At 55.1% G+C, this 21,241-nt stretch carries 17 protein-coding genes and 2 pseudogenes; 8 read left to right on the top strand and 11 right to left on the bottom strand.

Features of this window, described 5'->3' with window-relative positions:
- Positions 1-45 precede the first annotated feature (45 nt).
- The gene (locus HX884_RS06910) at positions 46-945 is read left to right on the top strand and encodes an AraC family transcriptional regulator (RefSeq protein WP_023619917.1); all 900 of its coding nucleotides are present in this window, start codon (positions 46-48) and stop codon (positions 943-945) included.
- 45 nt (positions 946-990) lie between these two features.
- Here HX884_RS06910 and yghB read toward each other — a convergent pair whose 3' ends face one another.
- Together yghB and metC are read right to left on the bottom strand one after the other, a co-directional pair.
- Positions 991-1,650 carry a DedA family general envelope maintenance protein YghB gene (gene yghB, locus HX884_RS06915; RefSeq protein ID WP_014833270.1) on the bottom strand — a complete coding sequence of 220 codons (660 nt, stop codon included), beginning with the start codon at positions 1,648-1,650 and terminating at the stop codon, positions 991-993.
- 142 nt (positions 1,651-1,792) lie between these two features.
- On the bottom strand, positions 1,793-2,980 hold the full coding sequence (gene metC / locus HX884_RS06920; RefSeq protein WP_129327844.1) for a cystathionine beta-lyase: 1,188 nt from the start codon (positions 2,978-2,980) through the stop codon (positions 1,793-1,795).
- Between the two features lie 251 nt (positions 2,981-3,231).
- Between metC and exbB the strand changes: the two genes are divergently transcribed.
- Together exbB and exbD are read left to right on the top strand one after the other, a co-directional pair.
- Positions 3,232-3,963 (top strand): tol-pal system-associated acyl-CoA thioesterase, encoded by a 732-nt coding sequence (gene exbB / locus HX884_RS06925; RefSeq protein ID WP_013098712.1) that lies wholly within the window; start codon positions 3,232-3,234, stop codon positions 3,961-3,963.
- A gap of 6 nt (positions 3,964-3,969) precedes the next feature.
- Positions 3,970-4,395, top strand: coding sequence for a TonB system transport protein ExbD (gene exbD, locus HX884_RS06930; RefSeq protein ID WP_014833267.1), 426 nt, complete (start codon positions 3,970-3,972; stop codon positions 4,393-4,395).
- 42 nt (positions 4,396-4,437) lie between these two features.
- On the opposite strand, the gene HX884_RS06935 is transcribed toward exbD, so the two are convergent.
- Positions 4,438-4,887 (bottom strand): hypothetical protein, encoded by a 450-nt coding sequence (locus HX884_RS06935; RefSeq protein WP_029883022.1) that lies wholly within the window; start codon positions 4,885-4,887, stop codon positions 4,438-4,440.
- 1 nt (position 4,888) lies between these two features.
- Entirely contained in the window at positions 4,889-5,293 is a 405-nt protein-coding gene (locus tag HX884_RS06940; RefSeq protein WP_020689505.1) for a hypothetical protein, read from the bottom strand.
- Between the two features lie 104 nt (positions 5,294-5,397).
- Between HX884_RS06940 and HX884_RS06945 the strand changes: the two genes are divergently transcribed.
- Both HX884_RS06945 and HX884_RS06950 read left to right on the top strand, forming a co-directional pair.
- Entirely contained in the window at positions 5,398-5,901 is a 504-nt protein-coding gene (locus tag HX884_RS06945; protein WP_013098708.1) for an ESA_00282 family adhesion-associated protein, read from the top strand.
- 72 nt (positions 5,902-5,973) lie between these two features.
- A complete protein-coding gene (locus HX884_RS06950) occupies positions 5,974-6,462 on the top strand; it encodes a TIGR00645 family protein (RefSeq protein ID WP_013098707.1) in 489 nt (162 codons plus the stop codon).
- Between the two features lie 358 nt (positions 6,463-6,820).
- Here HX884_RS06950 and HX884_RS06955 read toward each other — a convergent pair whose 3' ends face one another.
- Entirely contained in the window at positions 6,821-7,861 is a 1,041-nt protein-coding gene (locus tag HX884_RS06955) for an aldo/keto reductase (protein WP_178327897.1), read from the bottom strand.
- Positions 7,862-8,107: 246 nt separating this feature from the next.
- Here HX884_RS06955 and HX884_RS06960 point away from each other — a divergent pair, with 246 nt between their 5' ends.
- Complete coding sequence (locus tag HX884_RS06960; RefSeq protein WP_020689507.1) at positions 8,108-9,655, top strand: methyl-accepting chemotaxis protein; 1,548 nt, start codon at positions 8,108-8,110, stop codon at positions 9,653-9,655.
- A 267-nt stretch (positions 9,656-9,922) separates the two neighbouring features.
- Here the strand turns inward: HX884_RS06960 and yghU are convergent.
- Positions 9,923-10,501: pseudogene (gene yghU, locus HX884_RS06965) on the bottom strand (glutathione-dependent disulfide-bond oxidoreductase); the annotation flags it as partial.
- Between the two features lie 184 nt (positions 10,502-10,685).
- On the opposite strand from yghU, the gene gss reads away from it, so the two are divergent.
- Positions 10,686-12,548, top strand: a complete 1,863-nt coding sequence (gene gss / locus HX884_RS06970; protein ID WP_029882959.1) for a bifunctional glutathionylspermidine amidase/synthase — start codon at positions 10,686-10,688, stop codon at positions 12,546-12,548.
- Positions 12,549-12,595: 47 nt separating this feature from the next.
- Here gss and pgaD read toward each other — a convergent pair whose 3' ends face one another.
- From pgaD to pgaA, 4 genes are read right to left on the bottom strand one after another with little or no spacing between them, the layout of a single operon-like run.
- Positions 12,596-13,024 carry a poly-beta-1,6-N-acetyl-D-glucosamine biosynthesis protein PgaD gene (pgaD, locus tag HX884_RS06975; protein ID WP_038420574.1) on the bottom strand — a complete coding sequence of 143 codons (429 nt, stop codon included), beginning with the start codon at positions 13,022-13,024 and terminating at the stop codon, positions 12,596-12,598.
- Positions 13,021-14,352, bottom strand: a complete 1,332-nt coding sequence (gene pgaC / locus HX884_RS06980) for a poly-beta-1,6-N-acetyl-D-glucosamine synthase (protein ID WP_178327898.1) — start codon at positions 14,350-14,352, stop codon at positions 13,021-13,023. Before pgaC ends, pgaD begins: the two co-directional genes overlap by 4 nt.
- Complete coding sequence (gene pgaB / locus HX884_RS06985; RefSeq protein WP_178327899.1) at positions 14,345-16,282, bottom strand: poly-beta-1,6-N-acetyl-D-glucosamine N-deacetylase PgaB; 1,938 nt, start codon at positions 16,280-16,282, stop codon at positions 14,345-14,347. Before pgaB ends, pgaC begins: the two co-directional genes overlap by 8 nt.
- Before the next feature lie 8 nt (positions 16,283-16,290).
- Entirely contained in the window at positions 16,291-18,729 is a 2,439-nt protein-coding gene (gene pgaA / locus HX884_RS06990) for a poly-beta-1,6 N-acetyl-D-glucosamine export porin PgaA (protein WP_178327900.1), read from the bottom strand.
- Between the two features lie 670 nt (positions 18,730-19,399).
- On the opposite strand from pgaA, the gene HX884_RS06995 reads away from it, so the two are divergent.
- Entirely contained in the window at positions 19,400-19,927 is a 528-nt protein-coding gene (locus HX884_RS06995; RefSeq protein ID WP_178327901.1) for a LuxR C-terminal-related transcriptional regulator, read from the top strand.
- A 78-nt stretch (positions 19,928-20,005) separates the two neighbouring features.
- Here HX884_RS06995 and HX884_RS07000 read toward each other — a convergent pair.
- Positions 20,006-21,241 (bottom strand): annotated as a pseudogene (locus HX884_RS07000) (autotransporter domain-containing protein); the annotation flags it as partial.

Genomic DNA, 21,241 nt, shown 5'->3' on the forward strand with positions numbered 1-21,241 from the left:
TGCGCAGACTGTGAGGGTCGCAAACCGTACCCGGAGTAACGCTAAATGAACCGTGAAGCCATCTGTCTTCAGCTCACTTCGCAGATTAAAAGACTGATTGATAAGCAAAATAACCCAGGTGAACTGCTGCCGGATATTCGCCTGCTCTACGGGACGCAGCCGGGAACGCGGACGCCGGTGATGTATCAGCCGGGCATCGTTTTTCTCTTTTCCGGCCATAAAATTGGTTATATCAATGAACGCGTGTTCCGTTATGACACCAATGAATATCTGCTGCTGACAGTACCTTTACCCTTCGAATGTGAAACCTTCGCGACAGAGGAGGTACCGCTGGCGGGGATCCGCGTAAATGTCGATATTCTTCAGCTTCAGGAGTTGCTGATGGACATTGGCGAAGACGAGCTTTTCCAGCCGTCGATGGCGGCGAGCGGCATTAACTCTGCCACGCTGTCAGAGGAGATCCTCTGTGCCATTGAGCGTCTGCTGGACGTGATGGAGAGGCCGCTGGATGCGCGTATTCTGGGTAAGCAAATCATCCGCGAAATTCTCTATCATGTGCTGCTGGGGCCGGGGGGCGGGGCACTACTGGCGCTGGTCAGTCGGCAGACCCACTTCAGCCTGATAAGCCGCGTACTCAAGCGCATCGAAAGCCAGTACACGGAAAACCTCAGCGTTGACCAGCTGGCGGCGGAAGCGAACATGAGCGTCTCGGCGTTTCACCACAACTTTAAGTCGGTGACCAGCACCTCGCCGCTGCAATACCTCAAAACCTACCGGCTGCATAAGGCGCGGATGCTGATGATCCACGACGGCATGAAGGCCAGCGCGGCGGCGATGCGGGTCGGGTATGAGAGTGCGTCGCAGTTTAGTCGGGAGTTTAAGCGCTACTTCGGCGTCACGCCGGGAGAGGATGCGTCACGCATCCGAACCATGCAGGGAGTCTGACGGCAAACGTAGGCCGGGTAAGCGATAGCGCCACCCGGCTTTTATTTATGCACTGCAGTACTTCTTCTTAATCACCACCGCAATCGTTCCCACCAGTCCAGCCACCAGCAGGAACATCGGCAGCACCATCAGGAAGGTCATTACCTGGTCTTCATGGTGCTTCACAAACGGGATCATGTTCAGCGCGTAGCCGAGAGTGGTAACGACACCCACCCATAACAACGCGCTCAGCCAGTTGAAGAACTGGAAGCGGCGGTTCGACAGGCCGGAAATGCCTGCCATGGTGGGCAGCAGGGTGCGAACAAAGGCCAGAAAACGGCCGGCCAGCAAGGCCAGCAGGCCATGCCTGTCAAACATGCAGGTCGCACGCTGATGGTATTTATGCGGTAGCTGCGCCAGCCAGCCCTTCACGACGCGCGTGTTGCCGAGCCAGCGGCCCTGCAGATAGCTCAGCCAGCAGCCCAGGCTTGCCGCGGAGGTGAGGATCACCATGGTCGGCGTGAAGTCCATGACACCTTTACCGATTAACGCCCCCGCAAGCAAAAGGAGGCTATCACCGGGTAAAAATGAGGCTGGCAGTAATCCATTTTCCAGAAACAGGGTCGCGAACATCACGAAATAGACGATACCTACAACGTGAGGATCGGTCAGTGCGGCGAAGTCGTGTTGCCAGAGCGCCGCGATAATATCTTGAATAACAGCCATGGACTTTCCTGTGGAACAACAGATATAGCACTATTGTACTCCCTTATTTGCCCGATGGGGTTGATCGCGGGCGCAACTAATGCAGACTTTTCTGGTGGCGGTGTCCACAAAAGCATCCATGGAGTACATGTTTGCCAGCACTCTACACGATACGCGCAAACCCTGCTGCTAAATCGGCAATTAAATCGTCCGCGTTTTCTAAACCGATATGCAGGCGAATCAGGGTGCCGCTGAAGTCCACTTCACCGCCAGGGCGCAGGGCCGCAATCTGCTCCGGCTGATTAGGCAGGATCAGGGATTCAAACCCGCCCCAGGAGTAGGCCATGCTGAAGAGGGTAAAATTATCCAGATAGCTTGCCAGCTCGTCATTATTCAGCCGTTTTTTTAGAACGAATGAGAACAAACCGCTGCTGCCCGTAAAGTCTCGTTGCCAGAATTCATGCCCTTTACTGCCCGGCAGTGCCGGATGGTTGACGCGCTCAACCTGCGGGTGCTGCGCCAGCCACTCAGCTATCTTCAGGCTGCTTTCGTGATGCTGACGCAGGCGCACCCCCAGCGTGCGGATGCCTCGGCTGGTCATGTAGGCGGTATCGGCATCGACCATCTGCCCCATCAGGTAGGCATTTTCCCGCAGTTGATCCCAGCAGCGGGCGTTAGAAACGGCCGTGCCGATCATCCCGTCTGAGTGGCCAATCAGATATTTGGTCGCCGCCTGAATGGAGATATCAATGTCGAATTCCAGCGCTTTAAACAGCATGCCCGCCGCCCAGGTGTTGTCGATCATGATAATCGCCTCTGGCGCTTTGCTGCGCACGGCTTTCACAATGGCCGGCACGTCGTGTACTTCCATGGTGATCGAACCCGGAGATTCCAGGAACACAATGCGCGTGTTGGGCTGAATAAGCTCTGCGATGCCTTCGCCAATCAGCGGATCGAACCAGCCCGTGGTTACGCCGAGTCGGGAGAGGATTTTGGTACAGAAATCCTGGCTCGGTTCATAGGCGGTGTTGGTCATCAGAATATGGTCGCCCTGTTCCACGAACGCCAGAATGGTGTTGGCGACTGCCGCCGCACCGCACGGAAACAGCGCGCAGCCTGCGCCGCCTTCCAGCTCGCACATGGCTTCCTGCAGTGAGAAGTGGGTTAGCGTGCCACGACGTCCGTAAAACAGTCCGCCTTTGGCGCGGTTACGCGTGGCGATTTTTTTGTCCTCTACGGTATCAAACACCAGCGAGGAGGCCCGTTGGATCACGCTGTTCACCGAACCCTGAGTATATTTCTTGCTGCGCCCGGCCTGTACCAGCGTGGTATCAAGATGCTTCTTGGTCATGTTCGCTAACCCTGTTTTTATACGTCTGGACGTCCAGACTACCACGAATGTGAAAATCTGCACCCGGATGCTTATCGAATAAGCAGAAAATATTAGCAAAAAACCGCATAAGAAATTTTTACTGCGTAAGCGCAAGGAATATGAGCGAAAATTGCGGCACTATGTAAATAGTAATGAGAACGACTATCAATTCGACGATGTTTTGATATTATTACGTTCAGATTTTGTGATTTGCGTCCTGGAGATACAGAGTGGGTAATAATTTGATGCAGACGGATCTCTCCGTTTGGGGCATGTATCATCATGCTGACATCGTGGTTAAGATTGTGATGATCGGCCTGATTCTGGCGTCCGTGATCACGTGGGCTATCTTCTTTGGCAAGAGCGCCGAGCTGATTTCTCAGAAGCGCCGCCTCAAGCGTGAGCAACAGCAGCTGGCTGAAGCCCGCTCTCTGGATCAGGCGTCTGATATGACCTCATCCTTCCACGCGAAAAGCCTGACCACCCTGTTAGTTAACGAAGCGCAAAACGAGCTGGAACTCTCCGCAGGCAGTGAAGATAACGAAGGTATTAAAGAACGTACCGGCTTCCGTCTGGAGCGTCGCGTCGCCGCCGTGGGTCGCCATATGGGCCGGGGCAATGGATATCTGGCGACCATCGGGGCCATCTCGCCGTTCGTGGGGCTGTTCGGTACGGTCTGGGGCATCATGAACAGCTTTATCGGGATTGCGCAAACCCAAACGACGAACCTGGCGGTAGTTGCACCGGGTATCGCCGAAGCGCTGCTGGCGACCGCTATCGGTCTGGTTGCGGCGATCCCTGCGGTGGTTATCTATAACGTCTTCGCGCGCATGATTGGCAGCTATAAAGCCACCCTCGGTGACGTCGCCGCGCAGGTTCTGCTGCTGCAAAGCCGCGATCTTGATCTGAATGCCAGTGCCGCTAAACCGGTGCACGCGGCGTCCAAACTGCGCGTAGGTTAATGAATTATGGCAATGCGTCTTAATGAAAATCTGGACGATAACGGCGAAATGCATGAAATCAACGTGACGCCGTTTATCGACGTTATGCTGGTTCTGCTGATTATCTTCATGGTTGCTGCGCCGCTGGCGACGGTCGACGTGAAGGTAAACCTGCCGGCCTCGTCCAGCCAGCCGCAGCCGCGCCCGGAAAAGCCCATCTATCTGTCGGTGAAAGCAGATAAATCGATGTTCCTCGGCAACGACCCGGTGACGGCTGACTCTGTCATCCCGGCGCTGGATCAGCTCACTGGCGGTAAGAAAGACACGACGGTCTTCTTCCGTGCGGATAAAACCGTTGATTACGAGACCATGATGAAGGTCATGGATACGCTGCATCAGGCGGGTTATCTGAAGATTGGGCTGGTCGGCGAAGAGAAAGCGGCCGCGAAATAACGAAGAAGCTGGCGAAAGCCGGCTTTTTTTATGCCTGTCGGGTTATTCGTGTTTGTTATCCGTCGACGCGGGAGAGAGGGCTGCCAGCGCGTCCTCGTCAAGCGCGACGCTGGTGACGTTTGAGGTACGATACTCGCCGTCGGACAGTTTGCGCGTCAGGCGCAGGGTCGCGGTTTCTCTGGCCAGCAGATACTGATAATTGGCCTCCAGACGCCCCAGAAGCTTCTCTTTCAGCTCGGGCCGTTGTTCGATGATGGCATTCATCACGGCGCCGTAAATCTCTTCCTTGACCTGTAAGGGATAAATCTCGCGGCGGTTCTGCCATTTCAGGCGCACCAGCGTCGCCGGAATGGAAACCAGATCCTGGGTAATACGCGTCATCTCGGCGTTTTTGGTGTTACGCAAAGCCTCGAGATTTTGCTTTAAGATAAATTCGTCACTTTTTTTCTCATCTAAAGTCAAATAAACATCGTTATCTTTAACGTCTTTCACATTAATCTTCCCCCAGGTTATAAAAAATAGGGTTGTTTTTTTCTCGCGTAATTAGATTAAGCCAAATTTCATTGCCCGCTTCATTTATTTCTTTGGTCTTTTCGGCCATTATTTGACTTAGTTTCTGGGCATCTATTTCGCCTTCTGCCTGCAGGTCATTCAACAGGTGGACCAAGGCTTCAATTTTGATGGCGCGAAATAAGCGATCCTTTATATGACGATCGTGCTCTTCCAGCAACATATTACGGGATTTGCCGCTACGGGAAACACCAATTAATATGTCTGGTTCAAAATCAGCGAGCTTTCTTTTTCCCTGAGTGAAATTAGCCTCTTTTTCTGCTTCCGTCGGTTGCTGTTCCACAGGCGTGATGTGGTACTTAGCCGGGACGAGATAGTCGGGCAACATTTTTTAATTTCCTTTAATTTCAACAAGGTGGGGAAGATAAAGGCGTGAGATTCGTTGACAATATCATGAGGCAATTTTAAAATCAAAAAAAATGGAGCCAACCCATGAACAGCATCTTTTTTACGGTCATTACATTACTATTACTGACCGCTGGTGTTCTTTTATTGATGCAGGAGTTCAATAAAACGAAAGAGTCGAAAGACACCAGTGAAACCCCACAGCCTGAACTGATGACTAAAGAGGAAGGTGAAGACCATTTCTCTGTTTTGATGAACTCGGTGACGCCGGTTTGGTACTGGCGGGTGAACCATGAATATATCGACTTTTTGCACGCGACAATAAAGCGGATGAAAATGTCGGAAATTAATGACACGCCGGGCCTGTTTGAAGCGCAGCGTCGCTGCAGTGACCTGAATTCAGCGGTCTATAAATATTACGACAATATCAAAAAGCGCTGTCTGAATGGTGAGAAGGTCTCGTATTCCGATTTAGACGTATTAAACCTGCGTCAGTGCTTTCGCGAGTTCAGCCTGGAAGCCTATCCGGAACTGGTGGTGCTGGTCTGGCCGGAGTATGCGCGCCCTGAGGTGGATCCTGACAACGTGTAATGGTTAGTTGTTGCAAACAGTCAGCGCCGTTGCGATATACTGAGTGCTGGTTTCGTTTGCAGACAGGACTTTATGGAACGCTTCTTTGAAAACGCTATGTACGCCTCGCGCTGGATACTGGCACCCGTCTATTTTGGCCTTTCGCTGGCGCTGATTGCGCTCACGATTAAGTTCTTCCAGGAAATCTTGCATGTTCTGCCGAACATCTTTTCCATTGCCGAAGCAGATTTGATTCTGGTGCTGCTGTCACTGGTGGATATGACGCTGGTGGGGGGCTTACTGGTGATGGTGATGTTCTCTGGCTATGAGAATTTTGTCTCCCAGCTTGATATCGACGCGCGTAAAGAAAAGCTGAGCTGGCTGGGCAAAATGGATGCCACGTCGCTGAAGAATAAAGTGGCCGCCTCGATTGTGGCGATCTCCTCCATCCACCTGTTACGCGTGTTCATGGACGCAAAGAATGTCCCGGACAACAAACTGATGTGGTATGTCATTATCCATCTCACGTTTGTGCTTTCGGCGTTTGTGATGGGGTATCTGGATAAGATCAGCAAGAAGTAATTTCCTTCTTAACCACCCTCTCCCTGTGGGCTGAGGGATCCCCATAAATAATGCCTGCACAGACGGCTCCCTCTCCCTTTGGGAGAGGGCGGGGGTGAGGGGGAACATACGGCTGTGGAGGTCATTCCGTTCACTTTATGTTCCTTGCTACTCTGTTACGACATAACCTGTGAACGTGCCAGGGTGGCTCAATCGCCGCCGCCCTGGCGACCCGGCCTGCAGGAAACGCCTCAGCGATTTACAGCCGGACCAGGGCGTCGCTGTAAGTCTTTTATTTTCCTGAAGCAACATTCATCGCTTATGGTTAAAAAAATTACTGGGGAACCCTCCGCCCTGTGGGAGAGGGCAACAGAACGCACTATTTATCCGACGACGCCTGCCACAGATTCAACTCTCCATCCGCAACATGCTTATCAATACGTATCAGCTCCTCTTCGCTAAAGCGCAGGTTTTTCAGCGCCTGAACATTCTCTTCCAGCTGTTCCGGGCGGCTCGCACCAATCAGCACGGACGTTACGCGCTCATCTTTCAGCAGCCAGCTTAGCGCCATCTGCGCCATTGTCTGACCACGTGCCTGTGCCATCTCATTGAGCAAGCGCAGACTGTTCAGATTGGCTTCGGTCAGCATCTTCTGCGTCAGCCCGCGCACTTTATTCCCCTCGCGCTGCATCCGCGAACCTTCAGGAATACCGTTGAGGTATTTTCCGGTCAGCAACCCCTGCGCCAGTGGGGTAAACGCAATACAGCCAGTACCGTTTTGCTTTAGCGTCTCCAGCAGGCCGGTTTTATCCACCCAGCGGTTAAGCAGGTTGTACGACGGCTGATGGATGAGCAGTGAAATTTTCCATTCGCGAAGCAGGTCAGCCATTTTCTGCGTGCGCGCCGTTGAATAGGACGAAATTCCGACATACAGCGCTTTACCGCTCTGCACCGCATGGGCCAGCGCGGCAGCGGTCTCTTCCATCGGCGTGTTCTCATCCACGCGATGGGAATAGAAAATATCCACATATTCCAGACCCATACGCTTCAGGCTCTGGTCGAGGCTGGCGAGAAGATATTTGCGCGAGCTGCCCGAGCCATACGGTCCCGGCCACATGTCGTAACCCGCTTTGGTGGAGATAATCAGCTCGTCGCGACAGGCGGCAAAATCCTCCCGCAGCAGGCGACCAAAGTTCTCTTCCGCGCTCCCCGCAGGCGGGCCGTAGTTATTGGCAAGATCGAAATGGGTGATACCGAGGTCGAAGGCTTTACGCAGCAGCGCACGCTGGGTGTCGAGCGGCTGAACGTGGCCGAAGCTATGCCAAAGGCCGAGCGACAGCGCAGGCAGGCGCAGCCCGCTTTTGCCACAGTAGCGGTACTGCATATTTTCATAACGGCCGGGGTTAGGGTGCCAGGACATGATGTCTCCTTTCTTATCGATGAATTTTCGAAACAGCGTTTTCATTCTTTGATTATCAAACCATAAATCTGCTCGTGAAGCGATGTCGCGGCGGGAAAGGCCTCTAAGCGTTAATCGGTGCTGTGGTACCTGTGAAGCCACGCTAACGAAAAATAGTTACAAAAGGTTATAATTTCCGCGGTTCCTGCCGATAACGAGAGTAGTACTCGCCTCTGGGCGAACTCACCCTCACGGCAAGGAACACTTATGAACATGCTCCGTAATTTCACGATCCGTTTCGTCATGCTGACGATCCTGGGGATCTTTTGTTTAATGTGGGCAGGCGTTGGACTCTACAGCACCTGGTCCCTCTCTCGCGTTTCGGATGGCAATGAAGTCGATCGCCAGCTGGTGAAACAGATGACCATACTCAGCCAGGGCAACGATCAGTATTTCCGCTTTGTCACCCGACTGAGCCGCGCGATGGAAGTCAAAGCCGCTGGCGGTACGCCGGATCTGGCCTCCGCCCAGCAGGCGCTGGATAACATGGGCAAAAAACTGGCCGAGATGAAAGCAATCTCTCCGGGTCCGATGGATGAACAAGTCTCCTCCCGGGTGATCGGCACCTGGCAGGCGCTGCTCGAGCAGGGCGTTACGCCACAAATGCAGCAGGCGAAGCTGGGCGCGCTGGATGGTTATCGCCAGCAGGCTAATAACGTCACGCCACAGCTGAGCCGTGCGTTTGGTGCGGCCGCTGAGGAGTTCAATAACGCCGCTGCGAAGGCCCTCGACAGTACCCGCGTAGTGGTGGATGGCCTGACCAGCATGACCCGCACGGTGATTATTGCCGCCACCGTGATTGGTCTGCTGATCCTGCTCTTTAGCGACCGTTACCTGGTGGCGATGCTGGTGAAACCGCTGGACCGAATTCGTCAGCAGTTCCGCCAGATTGCGCAGGGCGATCTCAGCCAGCCCATTGAACCGTTTGGTCGTAACTGTGTGGGACAGCTGGTGCCGTTGCTGAGTGCCATGCAGGACAGCCTACGCGAGGCGGTCAGCACGATCCGCGCGGGCAGTGAAAATATCTGGCGCGGGGCGACCGAGATCTCCAGCGGTAACAACGATCTCTCCTCCCGTACCGAAGAGCAGGCTGCCGCGCTGGAAGAGACAGCAGCCAGCATGGAGCAACTCACTGCCACCGTGAAGCTGAACGCCGAAAGCGCACGTCAGGCAAGCCAGCTGGCGGATGTGGCATCGACCACGGCCAGCCGCGGTGGCTCGCTGGTGGAGGAGGTGGTGACCACCATGAGCGGTATTTCCGACAGCTCGAAGAAAATTGCTGAAATCACCACCGTGATTAACAGTATCGCCTTCCAGACCAATATCCTGGCGCTCAACGCAGCAGTGGAAGCGGCGCGAGCGGGTGAGCAAGGCCGTGGCTTTGCCGTGGTGGCAGGTGAGGTGCGTAATCTGGCCAGCCGCAGCGCCAACGCGGCGAAAGAGATTGAAGGGCTGATTGCCGATTCCGTCGCTCGCGTCGAGCAGGGGGCTCAACTGGTGAACGACACGGGGACCACCATGGAAGCGATTCTGCGCGATGTAACGGAAGTGACCACCATCATGAAGCAGATTGCGTCAGCCTCTGAGGAGCAAAGCAAAGGCATTTCCCAGGTCGGGGTTGCCATTACGCAGATGGACGGTGTAACCCAGCAAAACGCCTCGCTGGTGGAGCAGGTCTCCGCCGCGGCAGCGGCACTTGAGCGGCAGACCGAAGAGCTTCAGCGTTCGGTGCAGAAGTTCCGTCTCACGGCATAATGTTGCGGTTGGTTGCCTGACCAGAGAAAACAAGAAACCCAGCGTAAGCGCTGGGTTCAGGCTGCTGATATCGTGCGAGATGTGCCCCTCGCCCGGCGGCGCTACGCTTGCACGGGCCTACAACGAACAGTGCCAATTTATTGATATTGTTGTCGATTGTAGGCCGGGTCAGCGTAGCGCCACCCGGCAAAACAGGCGGTTCATTTTTTGATAGCGGGGTTTGTCATTAAACTCAACCTACCGGTTCGAAAGTCAGAACCACGGCGTTTTATCCAGCACGTCGAACAGGCGCTTGGCTTCCATCGTGAAGCGGTCAATCGCGTACTCGATCTTCACCGGCGCATAGTTGTAGAAATGGCCGAAACCGCCACCGAGGAACGGAGCCGCGCCCTGCAGCCAGAACAGCCAGTTCAGGGTTTCCGTGCGGCCAGCCGGATCTTTTGGCAGGAAATGCCCGAACTTCTCTGCCAGATAGAGCAGGATGTTTCCGGATTCAAATACGCGCGTTGGCGGGGTGGTGGAGTGGTCACGAAGCGCCGGTATTTTCGAGTTCGGGTTCACCTCAACAAAGCCACTGGAGAACTGATCGCCTTCACCGATGCGGATCAGCCACGCGTCGTACTCCGCGCCCGTTACGCCCAGCGCCAGCAGCTCTTCGAGCATAATTGTCACTTTCTGGCCGTTCGGCGTGCCCAGGGAGTAAAGCTGCAGCGGGTGCGAACCGACGGGCAGATCTTTCTCATGCGTGGCACCAGAAACAGGACGGTTGATGTTGGCGAACGCCCCGCCGCCGTTCTTTTTCCATTCCCACACTTTGGGTGGCTGATAGGTATTTTCGTCTGACATGTTGGCCTGCCTTTTTTGTGATGTGTTGAGGCAGTGTAGCAGGAGATGAATAGACCGTTTAACGAACTGAGCGCAAAGGTCAGGGGAGGTGTATGATAACCCTACCTCTGTCAGGTTAATTACAACGTGCAGACGACGACAACCCTTCCAAAAAATTGCCGCCTGCCTGTTTTAGGTTGGATACATGCGTAAAGGAAAGTTAAGCAGTGATGCGCCATTCGGGACGTTGTTAGGCTATGCGCCCGGTGGCGTGGCGATTTACTCTTCAAATTACGGCAGTCTGGACCCGCGTAAGTACCCGCAAGACGCGGATTTCCGCAGCTATATCGGCAACGAATACATGGGCCACAAGTGGCAGTGTGTGGAGTTCGCCCGCCGTTTCCTGTTCCTCAACTATGGCTTTGTGTTTACCGACGTCGGGATGGCGTGGGAGATCTTCTCCCTGCGTTTTTTGCGCCAGGTGGTGAACGATAATATTCTGCCGTTACAGGCTTTTGCCAACGGCTCGAAACGCGCGCCGCAGGCCGGGGCGCTGCTCATCTGGCAAAAGGGCGGCGAGTTTCATGAAACCGGCCACGTCGCGGTAATCACCCAGCTTTTAGATGGCAAGGTCCGCATTGCCGAGCAGAATGTTATTCACTCCCCGCTTCCGCTCGGACAGCAGTGGACCCGCGAACTGCGCATGACCGTTGAGAACGGCTGTTACACGCTTCATGACACCTTCAGCGATACCGAAATCCTTGGCTGGATGATCCAGACGGACGACACGGAGCACAGTATTCCCCAGCCCGAACCTGACGGCGAACTGCTGAAAATCAGCGGTGCGCGGTTGAAGAATAAACGTCAATACGACGGAAAATGGCTCAACGAAAATGACGCCCTGCAGCAGGCCTACATCCGCGCCAACGGCCACGTTATTAATAACGATCCCTGCCACTATTTCACGATTACTGAAAGCGCCGAGCAGGAGCTGATTAAAGCGACCAATGAACTGCATCTGATGTACCTGCACGCCACCGACAAAGTGCTGAAAGATGACAATTTACTGGCGCTTTTCGACATCCCCAAAATCCTCTGGCCGCGCCTGCGTCTCTCCTGGCAGTGGCGTCGCCACCATATGATCACCGGTCGTATGGATTTCTGTATGGATGAGCGCGGCATTAAGGTTTACGAGTACAACGCTGATTCTGCCTCCTGCCACACCGAGGGCGGGTTAATTCTGGAAGAGTGGGTCAAAAACGGTTATCGCGGCAATGGGCACAACCCGGCAGAAGGTCTGCTGGAAGAGCTGACCGGCGCATGGAAACACAGCCATGCGCGTCCGTTCGTGCACATCATGCAGGACAACGATGTCGAAGAAGACTACCACGCGCTCTTTATTCAGCGCTCGCTGCTGCAGGCCGGGTTTGACACCAAAATTCTGCACGGTCTGGGCGCGCTGAGCTGGGATGCTGCCGGGCAGTTAATCGACGATGAAGGTCGCCACGTCAACTGCGTGTGGAAAACCTGGGCGTGGGAGACGGCAATCGAGCAGATCCGGGAGGTCAGCGAAACCGAATACGCTGCCGTGCCGATCCGCACCGGCCACCCGGCAGGCGAGGTGCGGCTGATTGACGTCCTGCTGCGCCCGGAAGTGCTGGTGTTTGAACCGCTGTGGACGGTGATCCCAGGCAATAAGGCGATCCTGCCGGTGCTGTGGCAGCTATTCCCGAACCACCGCTACCTGCTCGATACCGATTTTGAGGTTAACGCGCTGCTGAAGCAGACCGGTTATGCCGTCAAACCCATTGCCGGCCGTTGCGGCAGCAATATCGATCTGATCAGCGCCCAGGATGAACTGCTGGATAAATCCAGCGGCAAGTTTGTCGATCGCAAGAATATCTACCAGCAACTGTGGTGTTTGCCGAAGGTGGACGGCAAATATATTCAGGTCTGTACCTTTACCGTGGGCGGGAATTACGGCGGAACCTGTCTGCGTGGGGATGAAACGCTGGTGGTGAAAAAAGAGAGCGATATTGAACCGCTGATTGTGGTGAAGGATAAGTAACCGTGCAGAATCAGCATCCGCAGGGATAACCTGCGGATGCCTGAGGTTTATTCCTCGTCCTGCTGACTGATTTTCAAATCAATAATGCGACCGATCTGGTCATGATAGACCGTCAGCAAATTGTACTGGCTCATCTCTGAGATGATTTGCGGCGTCACGTTAAAGCTGCGGGCCAGCTCGTCGTGCTTAAGCGTTGCAGGGCGGTGATGTCGTCTTGCATGCGCGCGGCGGCGATTATATTGATACCACAGGATCAGCAGCCAGCCGTTTAGCGCGGCGATCAGTAAATAGATCAGCACCGTCTTAAAGGAGGCAATAATCACGCCCCAGCGGTAGTCGCTCTCGTTGGTTATCTGCATCCACAGGTTGGCATAGAGGAAAAAGAGAAATCCTCCCCAGGCCAGCAGGGTTAACGCTGCATCAAACAGCCGGGGCACCAGCCGATGTTCAGTCAGGATTAACGTGTTTTCGTTCATTGAATGCTCCCTTTACCTCTGTCCGGACTGATCCAGCGCGCGCGTGAGCGCTGGCGTTTAAGCATGACCTTTGGGAAGGCGACGAGGGTGGTGAACAGGCCGATCATCCAGTACACCATCGGAAACCAGATGATCCAGAAAAGCGAACTCGCCACGTTACGTTCATAGCGTCGCTCGATATACAAACTGACGAGGAACTGCAGCAGGCACATCACCCCCAGCAGGAGCCCGGTGAATTCCGGCGGGAACAGGCTCGTGACGGTCAGGTTGGCAGGAAGCGGCGTGAGGGTGCTGATGATAAATAACAGCACCGTCACCGCATACGCAAACGCCCACAGCGTTGACAGGGCGTACTCTAAAAACAGCGGCCACATGCGATGATGCTCCCAGCGCACGATCTTGCGAAGATTGACCAGAAACACCTCCGCGCCGCCCTGAGCCCAGCGCAGGCGCTGTTTCCACAGCCCTTTTAGCGTCTCCGGCATCAGGATCCAGCACAGCGCGCGCGGCTCGAAAAAAATATCCCAGTGGCGAAGCTGAAGCTTCCAGCTGATGTCGATATCTTCGGTGATCATATCCGGGCTCCAGTATCCCACGTCCGCCAGCGCCTGACGGCGAAAGGCCGCGATGACGCCAGAGACGGTAAAGACCCGGCCATAGATCCGCTGCGTGCGTTTGATGAGCCCTACGATGGAGGAGAATTCGCCCACCTGAATGCGGCCAATCAACGTGGAGCGCGTGCGAATACGCGGGTTCCCGGTCACGGCGCCCACGTGGGGGGAGTGGATCAGCGGGGCAACCAGATAAGCGGCGGTATCGCGATCGAGCAGGGCATCGCCATCAATACAGACCAGAAGGTCTCCCCGGGCCGCCGCTGCGCCCGCTTTCAGCGCCACGGCTTTCCCCTGATTCTCCGCCAGATGAATGACGCGCAGACGCGGCTGCTCCTGCGCCAGCTGTTGCAGCACCTGCGCGGTGTTATCGGAAGAACCATCGTTGATGGCGGTGACCTCGATATTCGGGTAACGCTGGGCCAGCGCGGCACCGATCGTCTCCCGGGCGTTGCGTTCCTCATTGAAACAGGGAATGAGGATCGAGATTAACGGATCGCCCTCTAACGTCGGGGCGGGCGTTTTTCTGTTCCATGACCAGTGTCGTTCAAGCTGAAACCAGAAATAGAGCCCCCCGGTGATCCAGAATACGGACATGAACAGGGGCCAGAAGAAGACAAAATCCAGAATCAGTTCGCCGGTAAAGAGGGCGGCCACGCCTAATGGCAACCCAAATACCAGGCATAAAATTGAGAAGGCGATAAGGCGATCAGTCATTGTCAGGATACCAGTACGAAGAGAATTCAGGCCTGATACGGGAAAGATCAGGTTGGTTATGGATGAAATCGTCGGGGTAGTAACCGTAATGTTTGCTGCCGTTAAGCTGGAGCACGCGCATCCACTCCGCCAGGCGACTATCGGGTACGGCGCGTTGCGGTGTCTGCGCCCAGTCACGGGCCTGCAGCTCAAAAATGGTTTTATTTAGCGCGCCGGGGCGAGTGGCAATGGTCTTAACCAGGCGCGTTAGCCAGGCGTTGCTCTCGTCTGCCGGGACGGACTCCATCAGCGGCATGGCCATCGGCACCGTCCAGTCATACTCCGCCAGGAAGTCATCAAGATTCTGCGCAAACCACGCCTCGCTCGCCGGGTCGAGGATCGGCAGGGCGAACATATTGCGCGCGGTTTTTATCTGCGGACCGCGGATATGCTTCACCGCCAGGCTCAGGGCGTGGGTAAACCCGATTAGCGTCTGGCTTTTCTGGCGCGTTGTCTGCTGCCCGGCATCATCCTGATCCGTCAGCACCGCATCGTCATGGAACAAGATCCCATTGAAGCTGGCATAGCGGGCCAGATCTTCATAGATTTCGGTCACCTGCTGTCGAACCTGCGGATCCCACGGCGAAAGCCGGGTATAGGGCTCGGTGGCGACGCGTACCTGGCCCGTTTGCCGATCCCGACGCTGCACACGCGGCAGTGCAGGGGAGAGATCGAACGAGAGAACCGGCATCCACGCGTAGACTTTTACGCCCGCGCGGGTTTGCAGTTGCCAGGCGACAAAGTTAAAGAGATCGGCACGCACGGGCAGCCGACGGTTGGGGAAGTAGAGCGCGTTAATCGTACCGTTGCCGAGGGGATCGGAAAATGCCTGCAGGAAAACATGGCTGATTTTCATGTCGTAGACCCGCTGGATCAGCGTGTTGATGTTTTTGGTCTGCTGAGCCGGATCGGGGTCATAAACGTAATCCAGATCGACATGCATCACGCGCACAGGGTCGGTCTCCTGAATCTGCGCGATGCTGCTGGCAAAGGCTTTAAGCGAGGGATTCCCGGAGATTAACAGGCGCGGGATGTTGTCGAGGTGACGCACATCTGCCAGCCCGTCCTCAAGGGTAAAGGCCAGCTGATAACCCTGCTGTCTGGCAATGGCGAGCGACGTGCCGTTGGCAGCACCGTAGGGCCACACCCAGGCACGCGGCGCTTTGCCCGTCACCTGCGCGATTTTTTCGGTGACTTTCCGCACGTCATCGCCGATGCGCTGGCTGAACTGCTGGTCAGTTTCGTAACGCCCTGTCGCGTTATCGTAAAAGCGGCTGGCAATAGCCGGTTCGCGGCTTCCCTGTGGATTGGCCGGTATACCGTAATGCGAAGCCCAGGTATGCGAGCCGATCTCAATCAGCGGGGACTGGCTTAACTCGCGCACCATGTCCCACGTCGCGAAACGGTCCCGGGGTGTCATCAAACCGCCAAAATTCACGTTTTGATGTGCTGGCGTATCCACCCAACTGCCTACCGGGGCCCACAGCGCCGGCACATTCCAGGCCTGGATCAACGGCCAGACGCGGGTATAAAAACTGCTGTAGCCGTCATCAAAACTGAGCAGAAAGGCCTTTGGCGGCAGCGTTTTTTTACCGTCGTGGGCATCCAGAATATCCTGCACGCTGATGGCGTTATACCCGTTATGCACAAGCCAGCTTATCTGCTCGTTTAAGGCGCTGGTCCGCACGGAGAGATAGCGCTGATCGGCGGCGTCATCTTCCACATCGTGATAGGCCAGCACGAGAAAGTGATTCTTCGGCCAGGGTTTACTGGCTTCCGGCTGAGGTCTCTCGTTGGGCGAAATAAACGAAATAGCCTGGGCACAGACGCTCGCGCTGAGGCATAACCAGCCGATGATGAGCAGGCCCACAGGAAAACGAATGTTCAACATATTCATCCTTAAAACCGTAAAGTCGCATCGAAAGTGACGGCGAGATTGCTTTCTCGTTTGCCGTCGTAAGGGCGCTTATCCCAGTTCAACATCACGCCGGTATCCACGACGTTGTTCCATTGAACGCGTTGCCCGTAGCCGAGCAGGGTGATGGCGCCAGCAGACTGATTTTTCTGCCAGTATCCTCCGGCTCCGGCGACCAGTTGCTGGCTCCAGAGGGTGTCGTAATAGCGGTACAGCTGATGATCGACGGACAACGCAGCCGTCGCGGACAGATCCCGCTCGGGGTTGTAATAGAGCGTATCCCGCTGGCTATTCGCGCTGGCGGAGATGCCCGGTTCAAGATCCAACGTCAGGGTCGGCGTTTGCCAGAGCCGCTCCTTGCCGGTGAGGGTGTACTCCTGTCGGCGGTTATGGTCGGAAAAATGGCTGATGGCGGCGCTGAGCTGGTACTCACGACGCTCGTTCTGATACCAGCGCACCCAGCCTTCTGCGCGGTCTGCACGGATCCCATTGCGTAACGCCCGCAACGGCGTGGTGCGTGACAGCCGTTCAAGGCTGCCGCCAGATTGCCAGCGATCGTTCAGGCTGTACTGACCGGAGAGGCGAGCGCCAGGTGTGTGGGTGCCGTGATAACGGTTGCCGGAGAGCTCCGCTTCAAGCCAGATATCCCGTGATCGCCATTCGACGCCGCCGACCAGATGGCGGCTGGTGCCTTTGCCTTCGTCAAAATTGCCCTCGGCAAAGCGGGTGCCGCCAAACAGTCGCCAGTTATCAGCGACTGGTGGGCCATAGAGCGTGGCGTCCCAGTTCAGATCGTGTGTCCCGCTGACCGGGTTGTCGGAGTGCAATCCCTTGCCTGCGTTCAGACGCAGTTCAGACATATGATGCACATTCCTGAGCCTGTCCAGGCGCTGGACGCTGCGGTCACGTGGCGCACGGGCGAGCACGTCGTCGGTCAGAAGTTCCATTTGTCGCCACTCCTGCAGATCCATCGCGACGTAAGCCTGCTGCTGCTCCAGCTCTGTATTTGACGGCTCCAGTACCTCCGCCATTTTGAGCTTTTGCTCTGCCGCCCGTGGCAGGCCACGAGCCTGAAGCAGGGCGGCATAATCAATCTGTAGCCCCTGGTTGCCGGGTGCCGTGGCAGCCAGACGGTGCGCCACGGCTTCTGCTTGCGGCAGGGCATGGGTTGCCAGCAAATACTGAAACGTGAGCGACTGGCCGATAAGCCATTGATCGTTGGGCTGGGCGGTTGGCGAGCCGTAATCGTAGCGAGCCCAGGGAACGTTGCGGGTTATCTGCGCAAGATAGTGACGGGCGGCCTGATACTGACCGGTGTCCAGATATGCATAGAAAAGCTGATGTTCTTCATCCTGCGGGTTACGCGCATAGTCAGGGTACTTTTGCAGGAGTGCCAGGGCTGCATCGGCGTTTTGCTCCTGCAGATACGCAGAGATCACCCAGCCGATTGCCCAGCCCGGCACCGGATGGTGAGCTGACGTCAGCGCGCGATATTCAGCGATCGCCTGCGGGTAATCACCATGCGCATACAGCGCGCCAAGGCGGTCGACGCGGGCGCGAATGATATCTTCTGCCGCCTGCGGGTCGTGTTGCCAGCGGGCAAGCAGGGCGTCATAGCGATTCAGTGCGGCTTGCGCGAGACGCAGGCGCTCTTTTTCCGTCCGCCCAGGCGCATCGGCAAGGCGTACCTGTTCGGCGGCGGCGTTAAGTTCAAGCTGGCGCCGTTGTGCGGGCGGCAGAGAAATCCCCTGTGACAGCCGCAGGGCAGGCGTACTGACCCGGTTATCGTTCAGGGCGTCGACGAGCGCCCTGAGCAGTACGTGATACTCGGGGGCGCTCTTCAGGGCGCGGGTGTCCGCTAATAGACGATCCCAGCTTTTCCCCTGGCGTAAGTACACATAGGCGAGCGTCTCAAGGTTTATCTGGCTGGGGTGCGCTGTTACCCGTTTTTGCGCTTCCTGCAGGGCCAGCCGATCCATGCGGGCATCGGCCAGGGTTTTGATATACCCGATACGGTAGTCGTCGTTCTCCGGTGCAAGGCTACAGGCCTGCTTCCAGAGCGCGAGCGCAGATTGCCACTGCTTTTGATTTCTCCTGGATTGCGCGGCTGCGGCCACTCCCCGGGCGGGCAGGGGCATATAAACGTGATAACGCAACCACACCTCAATAACCTCATCATCGCGTCCCGCCCAGGAGGCAACCTGCAGCCAGTCTGCCACTTGTTCTGGCGTCAGAGCATGCTGTTGTTGATAACGCTGCAGGTAATGGAGAAACGAAGTGTAATTACCATTGCGCGCCTGCTGAATCTGTTGTTCATATACGGATTCGGCAGCCTGAACCAGAATGGGAAACAGTAATAGCAGACACAATAATTTTGGAACGCGGTAAAAGAATAAAGTATTGAAGCGAAGTGATCTTTCCATATCTATTTGCCATTTGTTTATCATAAATCCATTGCGCAACACGGCCGCCTTTATACGTAGCGTTAAAGGCCATAAATGAGAGCGTAAAATGTGAATGCAGTTACGTTATGAGGTACTTACTTAAAGGTAATTATGGATCCTTATCGTTATGGACCGGTGAAAGGTAATGTACACCTGATATGTTGACGGATAAATATGTTGAAAAGCCGGGTTGTTGTTTTGAGATAATTCTGTATCCGGGTGATTTTTATGATTATTTTTAACGGAGTCTATATTTGTAATGCGTTGATATATAATGTATTTATTTTTATTGTGACGTTTTTGTTTATATTTTTAATGCGGCTTTGGTGCATAAATAAAAGTACTTTCTGGTGCATGTTTGGGAAGTTTCGTGACAAAAATTCTTAATATCTTGAGAGGTGACTTTTCTGCGATTGTTTTTTACTTATAATTAATAGCAGACATTGAGTGATAGTCTATGGGAAGTCTTACAAATCAATGTGCGTGTCGAGGGATGATCAAAGCCAGAATACATTTATCGTTCATGTAAAAGCGCTATAAAACGAAGGCGTCTTCTTTCTGAAGGGTCGTTCTTGCTTTAATCTAAAAGGGATGGTTAGTGGCAACTTCAATAGTGTTAGTGACACAGGATCGCTACCTCGTCAGAGGAATGAGGATATTTTTTCCGGATATTATCCTGCTGGACTCGATTGACAGAAAGATATTTGATAACAGTGCAGATGAATATTCTGTGCTGATTGACAGCCGTTCACCGCTCCGTCTGTATGATTATCTGATACGCCATCCGGCCAGAACGAGAAAAACAATCGGCTGCGTCATGCTCGATATGCGGCACCGGGAGGAGAATCAGCTCAGCATGAGGATGTTTATGAATACTGCGCTTCCGGTGGCTGACATGGCGTCGTTGTTTAATCTGGTGCTGAATATGAAAGGCAGGCGCCTGACGACCAAATGGCTGCTTAACTTACGGTTGAGTACCCATGAAGCGATTATGCTGCGGTTGCTTAGGGCGGGCATGTCGATGGAAGAGGTGGCGGAGGAACTGAACACCTCGATTAAAAGCCTCTACCGGACGCGAATGGCGCTCTCTGAACGACTGGGGGCGGAGAATTTTAACGAGGCGTGTTTGTTTATCTTTAAAAACAAACTGCTGGATGGAGATGGGAACGATCCCTGATTGGGTCATAGGCCAAAAAAAACCGCCACGAAGGCCGGGTCGACGTAGCGCAACCCGGCACTTCAGCGTTGATATCAATCAGAACGACCAGCGCAGATTAGCGTTAACCGAGTTGACGCGGGTATCGGCACCATATTGCCCCTGATAGCCCACATCCAGCGTCGCAGCACGCGACAGTTGTACGCTCACGCCGATATCACCCACCATCACGTCCTCATCCACGGCCTGACCCTGGGTAATGAACGCGTCGCTGCCCGCAAATGCCATACGCGAAGAGGTATTCTTATCGCCATAGGCGTGCTGCCAGCCCAACGAACCGTAGAGGTTAACGTTCTTCGGCAACCCGGTCACACCGCGCACCCCGAGGGTGGAATAGAAGGTGTTCATCGTTTCGTTACGTACGCTCAGCGCGGCGGCACCGCCGTCCTCCCTGAAACTGTCGGTATGCAGTCGAATCCAGGAGAGGTTAACAAAGGGCTCGACATTCATCTCTGGCTGGCCGAAGCGGTAGCCCGCTTCGGTGAACGCCAGCAGCGAGTTGGCGTCGTAATCAGACTTCAGCCGATCCGAGAAGCCGCTGAAATCAACATTGCGCTCGCCTTCGATCTTGTGCCAGGTGTAACCCAGTGCGCCGCGAAGGGAGAACGCATCCTGTTGACCCGCTGCATACAGGCCGAGGTGATAGTTGTCGGTATCTGTTGAGGAACGACGGCTGTCGACGTCGTAATCACCGCGGCTGTAGCCGAAGTAACCACCGACACGTACGTTATGATCCGCCAGCTTACGATCTGCCCCCAGCAGGAAACCGGTGGTGTTGCCGTCCAGCTTGCCCACGTTACCGTCGCCGCTGTTTCGGCTCCAGGAGCTGAAGGTCTGGCCCCAGACGCCATTGTTTTGCGGCTCCGGCTGCTGCACCAGCGACATCGCTAACGGTGGTATCGGCAGGCTGTCGTTATCAAACGCGCGCTGCATACGCTGGTTTAACACGTTAAACACCTGCGTGCTGCCGGCTATCAGGTTGGATTGCATTGACGGATAAACTTCTCCGGACAGCTGGTTAAACGCCTCGCGCGCTTCCGGTGCGCTCAGCACCAGTAGCGAGTTATACAGCGCCAGCTACGGGCCGCTTTGCGTGAGCGTGGAGAGCGCGCCGGCGGTATTCCACTGGTTGCTGCTCTTTGCCACGGTCTGGAAAATCCCTGGCTTGCCGCTGCCGGGGCTTTCTCCTCCCGGGTTCTCACCACCCGGGTTTTCACCGCTGTACTGCACCCATTTTGTTGGACGATGAAATGGAATAGTCCCTGATATGTCAAA

The sequence above is a fragment of the Enterobacter sp. SECR19-1250 genome, assembly GCF_013391025.1.
Taxonomy (GTDB): Bacteria; Pseudomonadota; Gammaproteobacteria; order Enterobacterales; family Enterobacteriaceae; genus Enterobacter; species Enterobacter cloacae.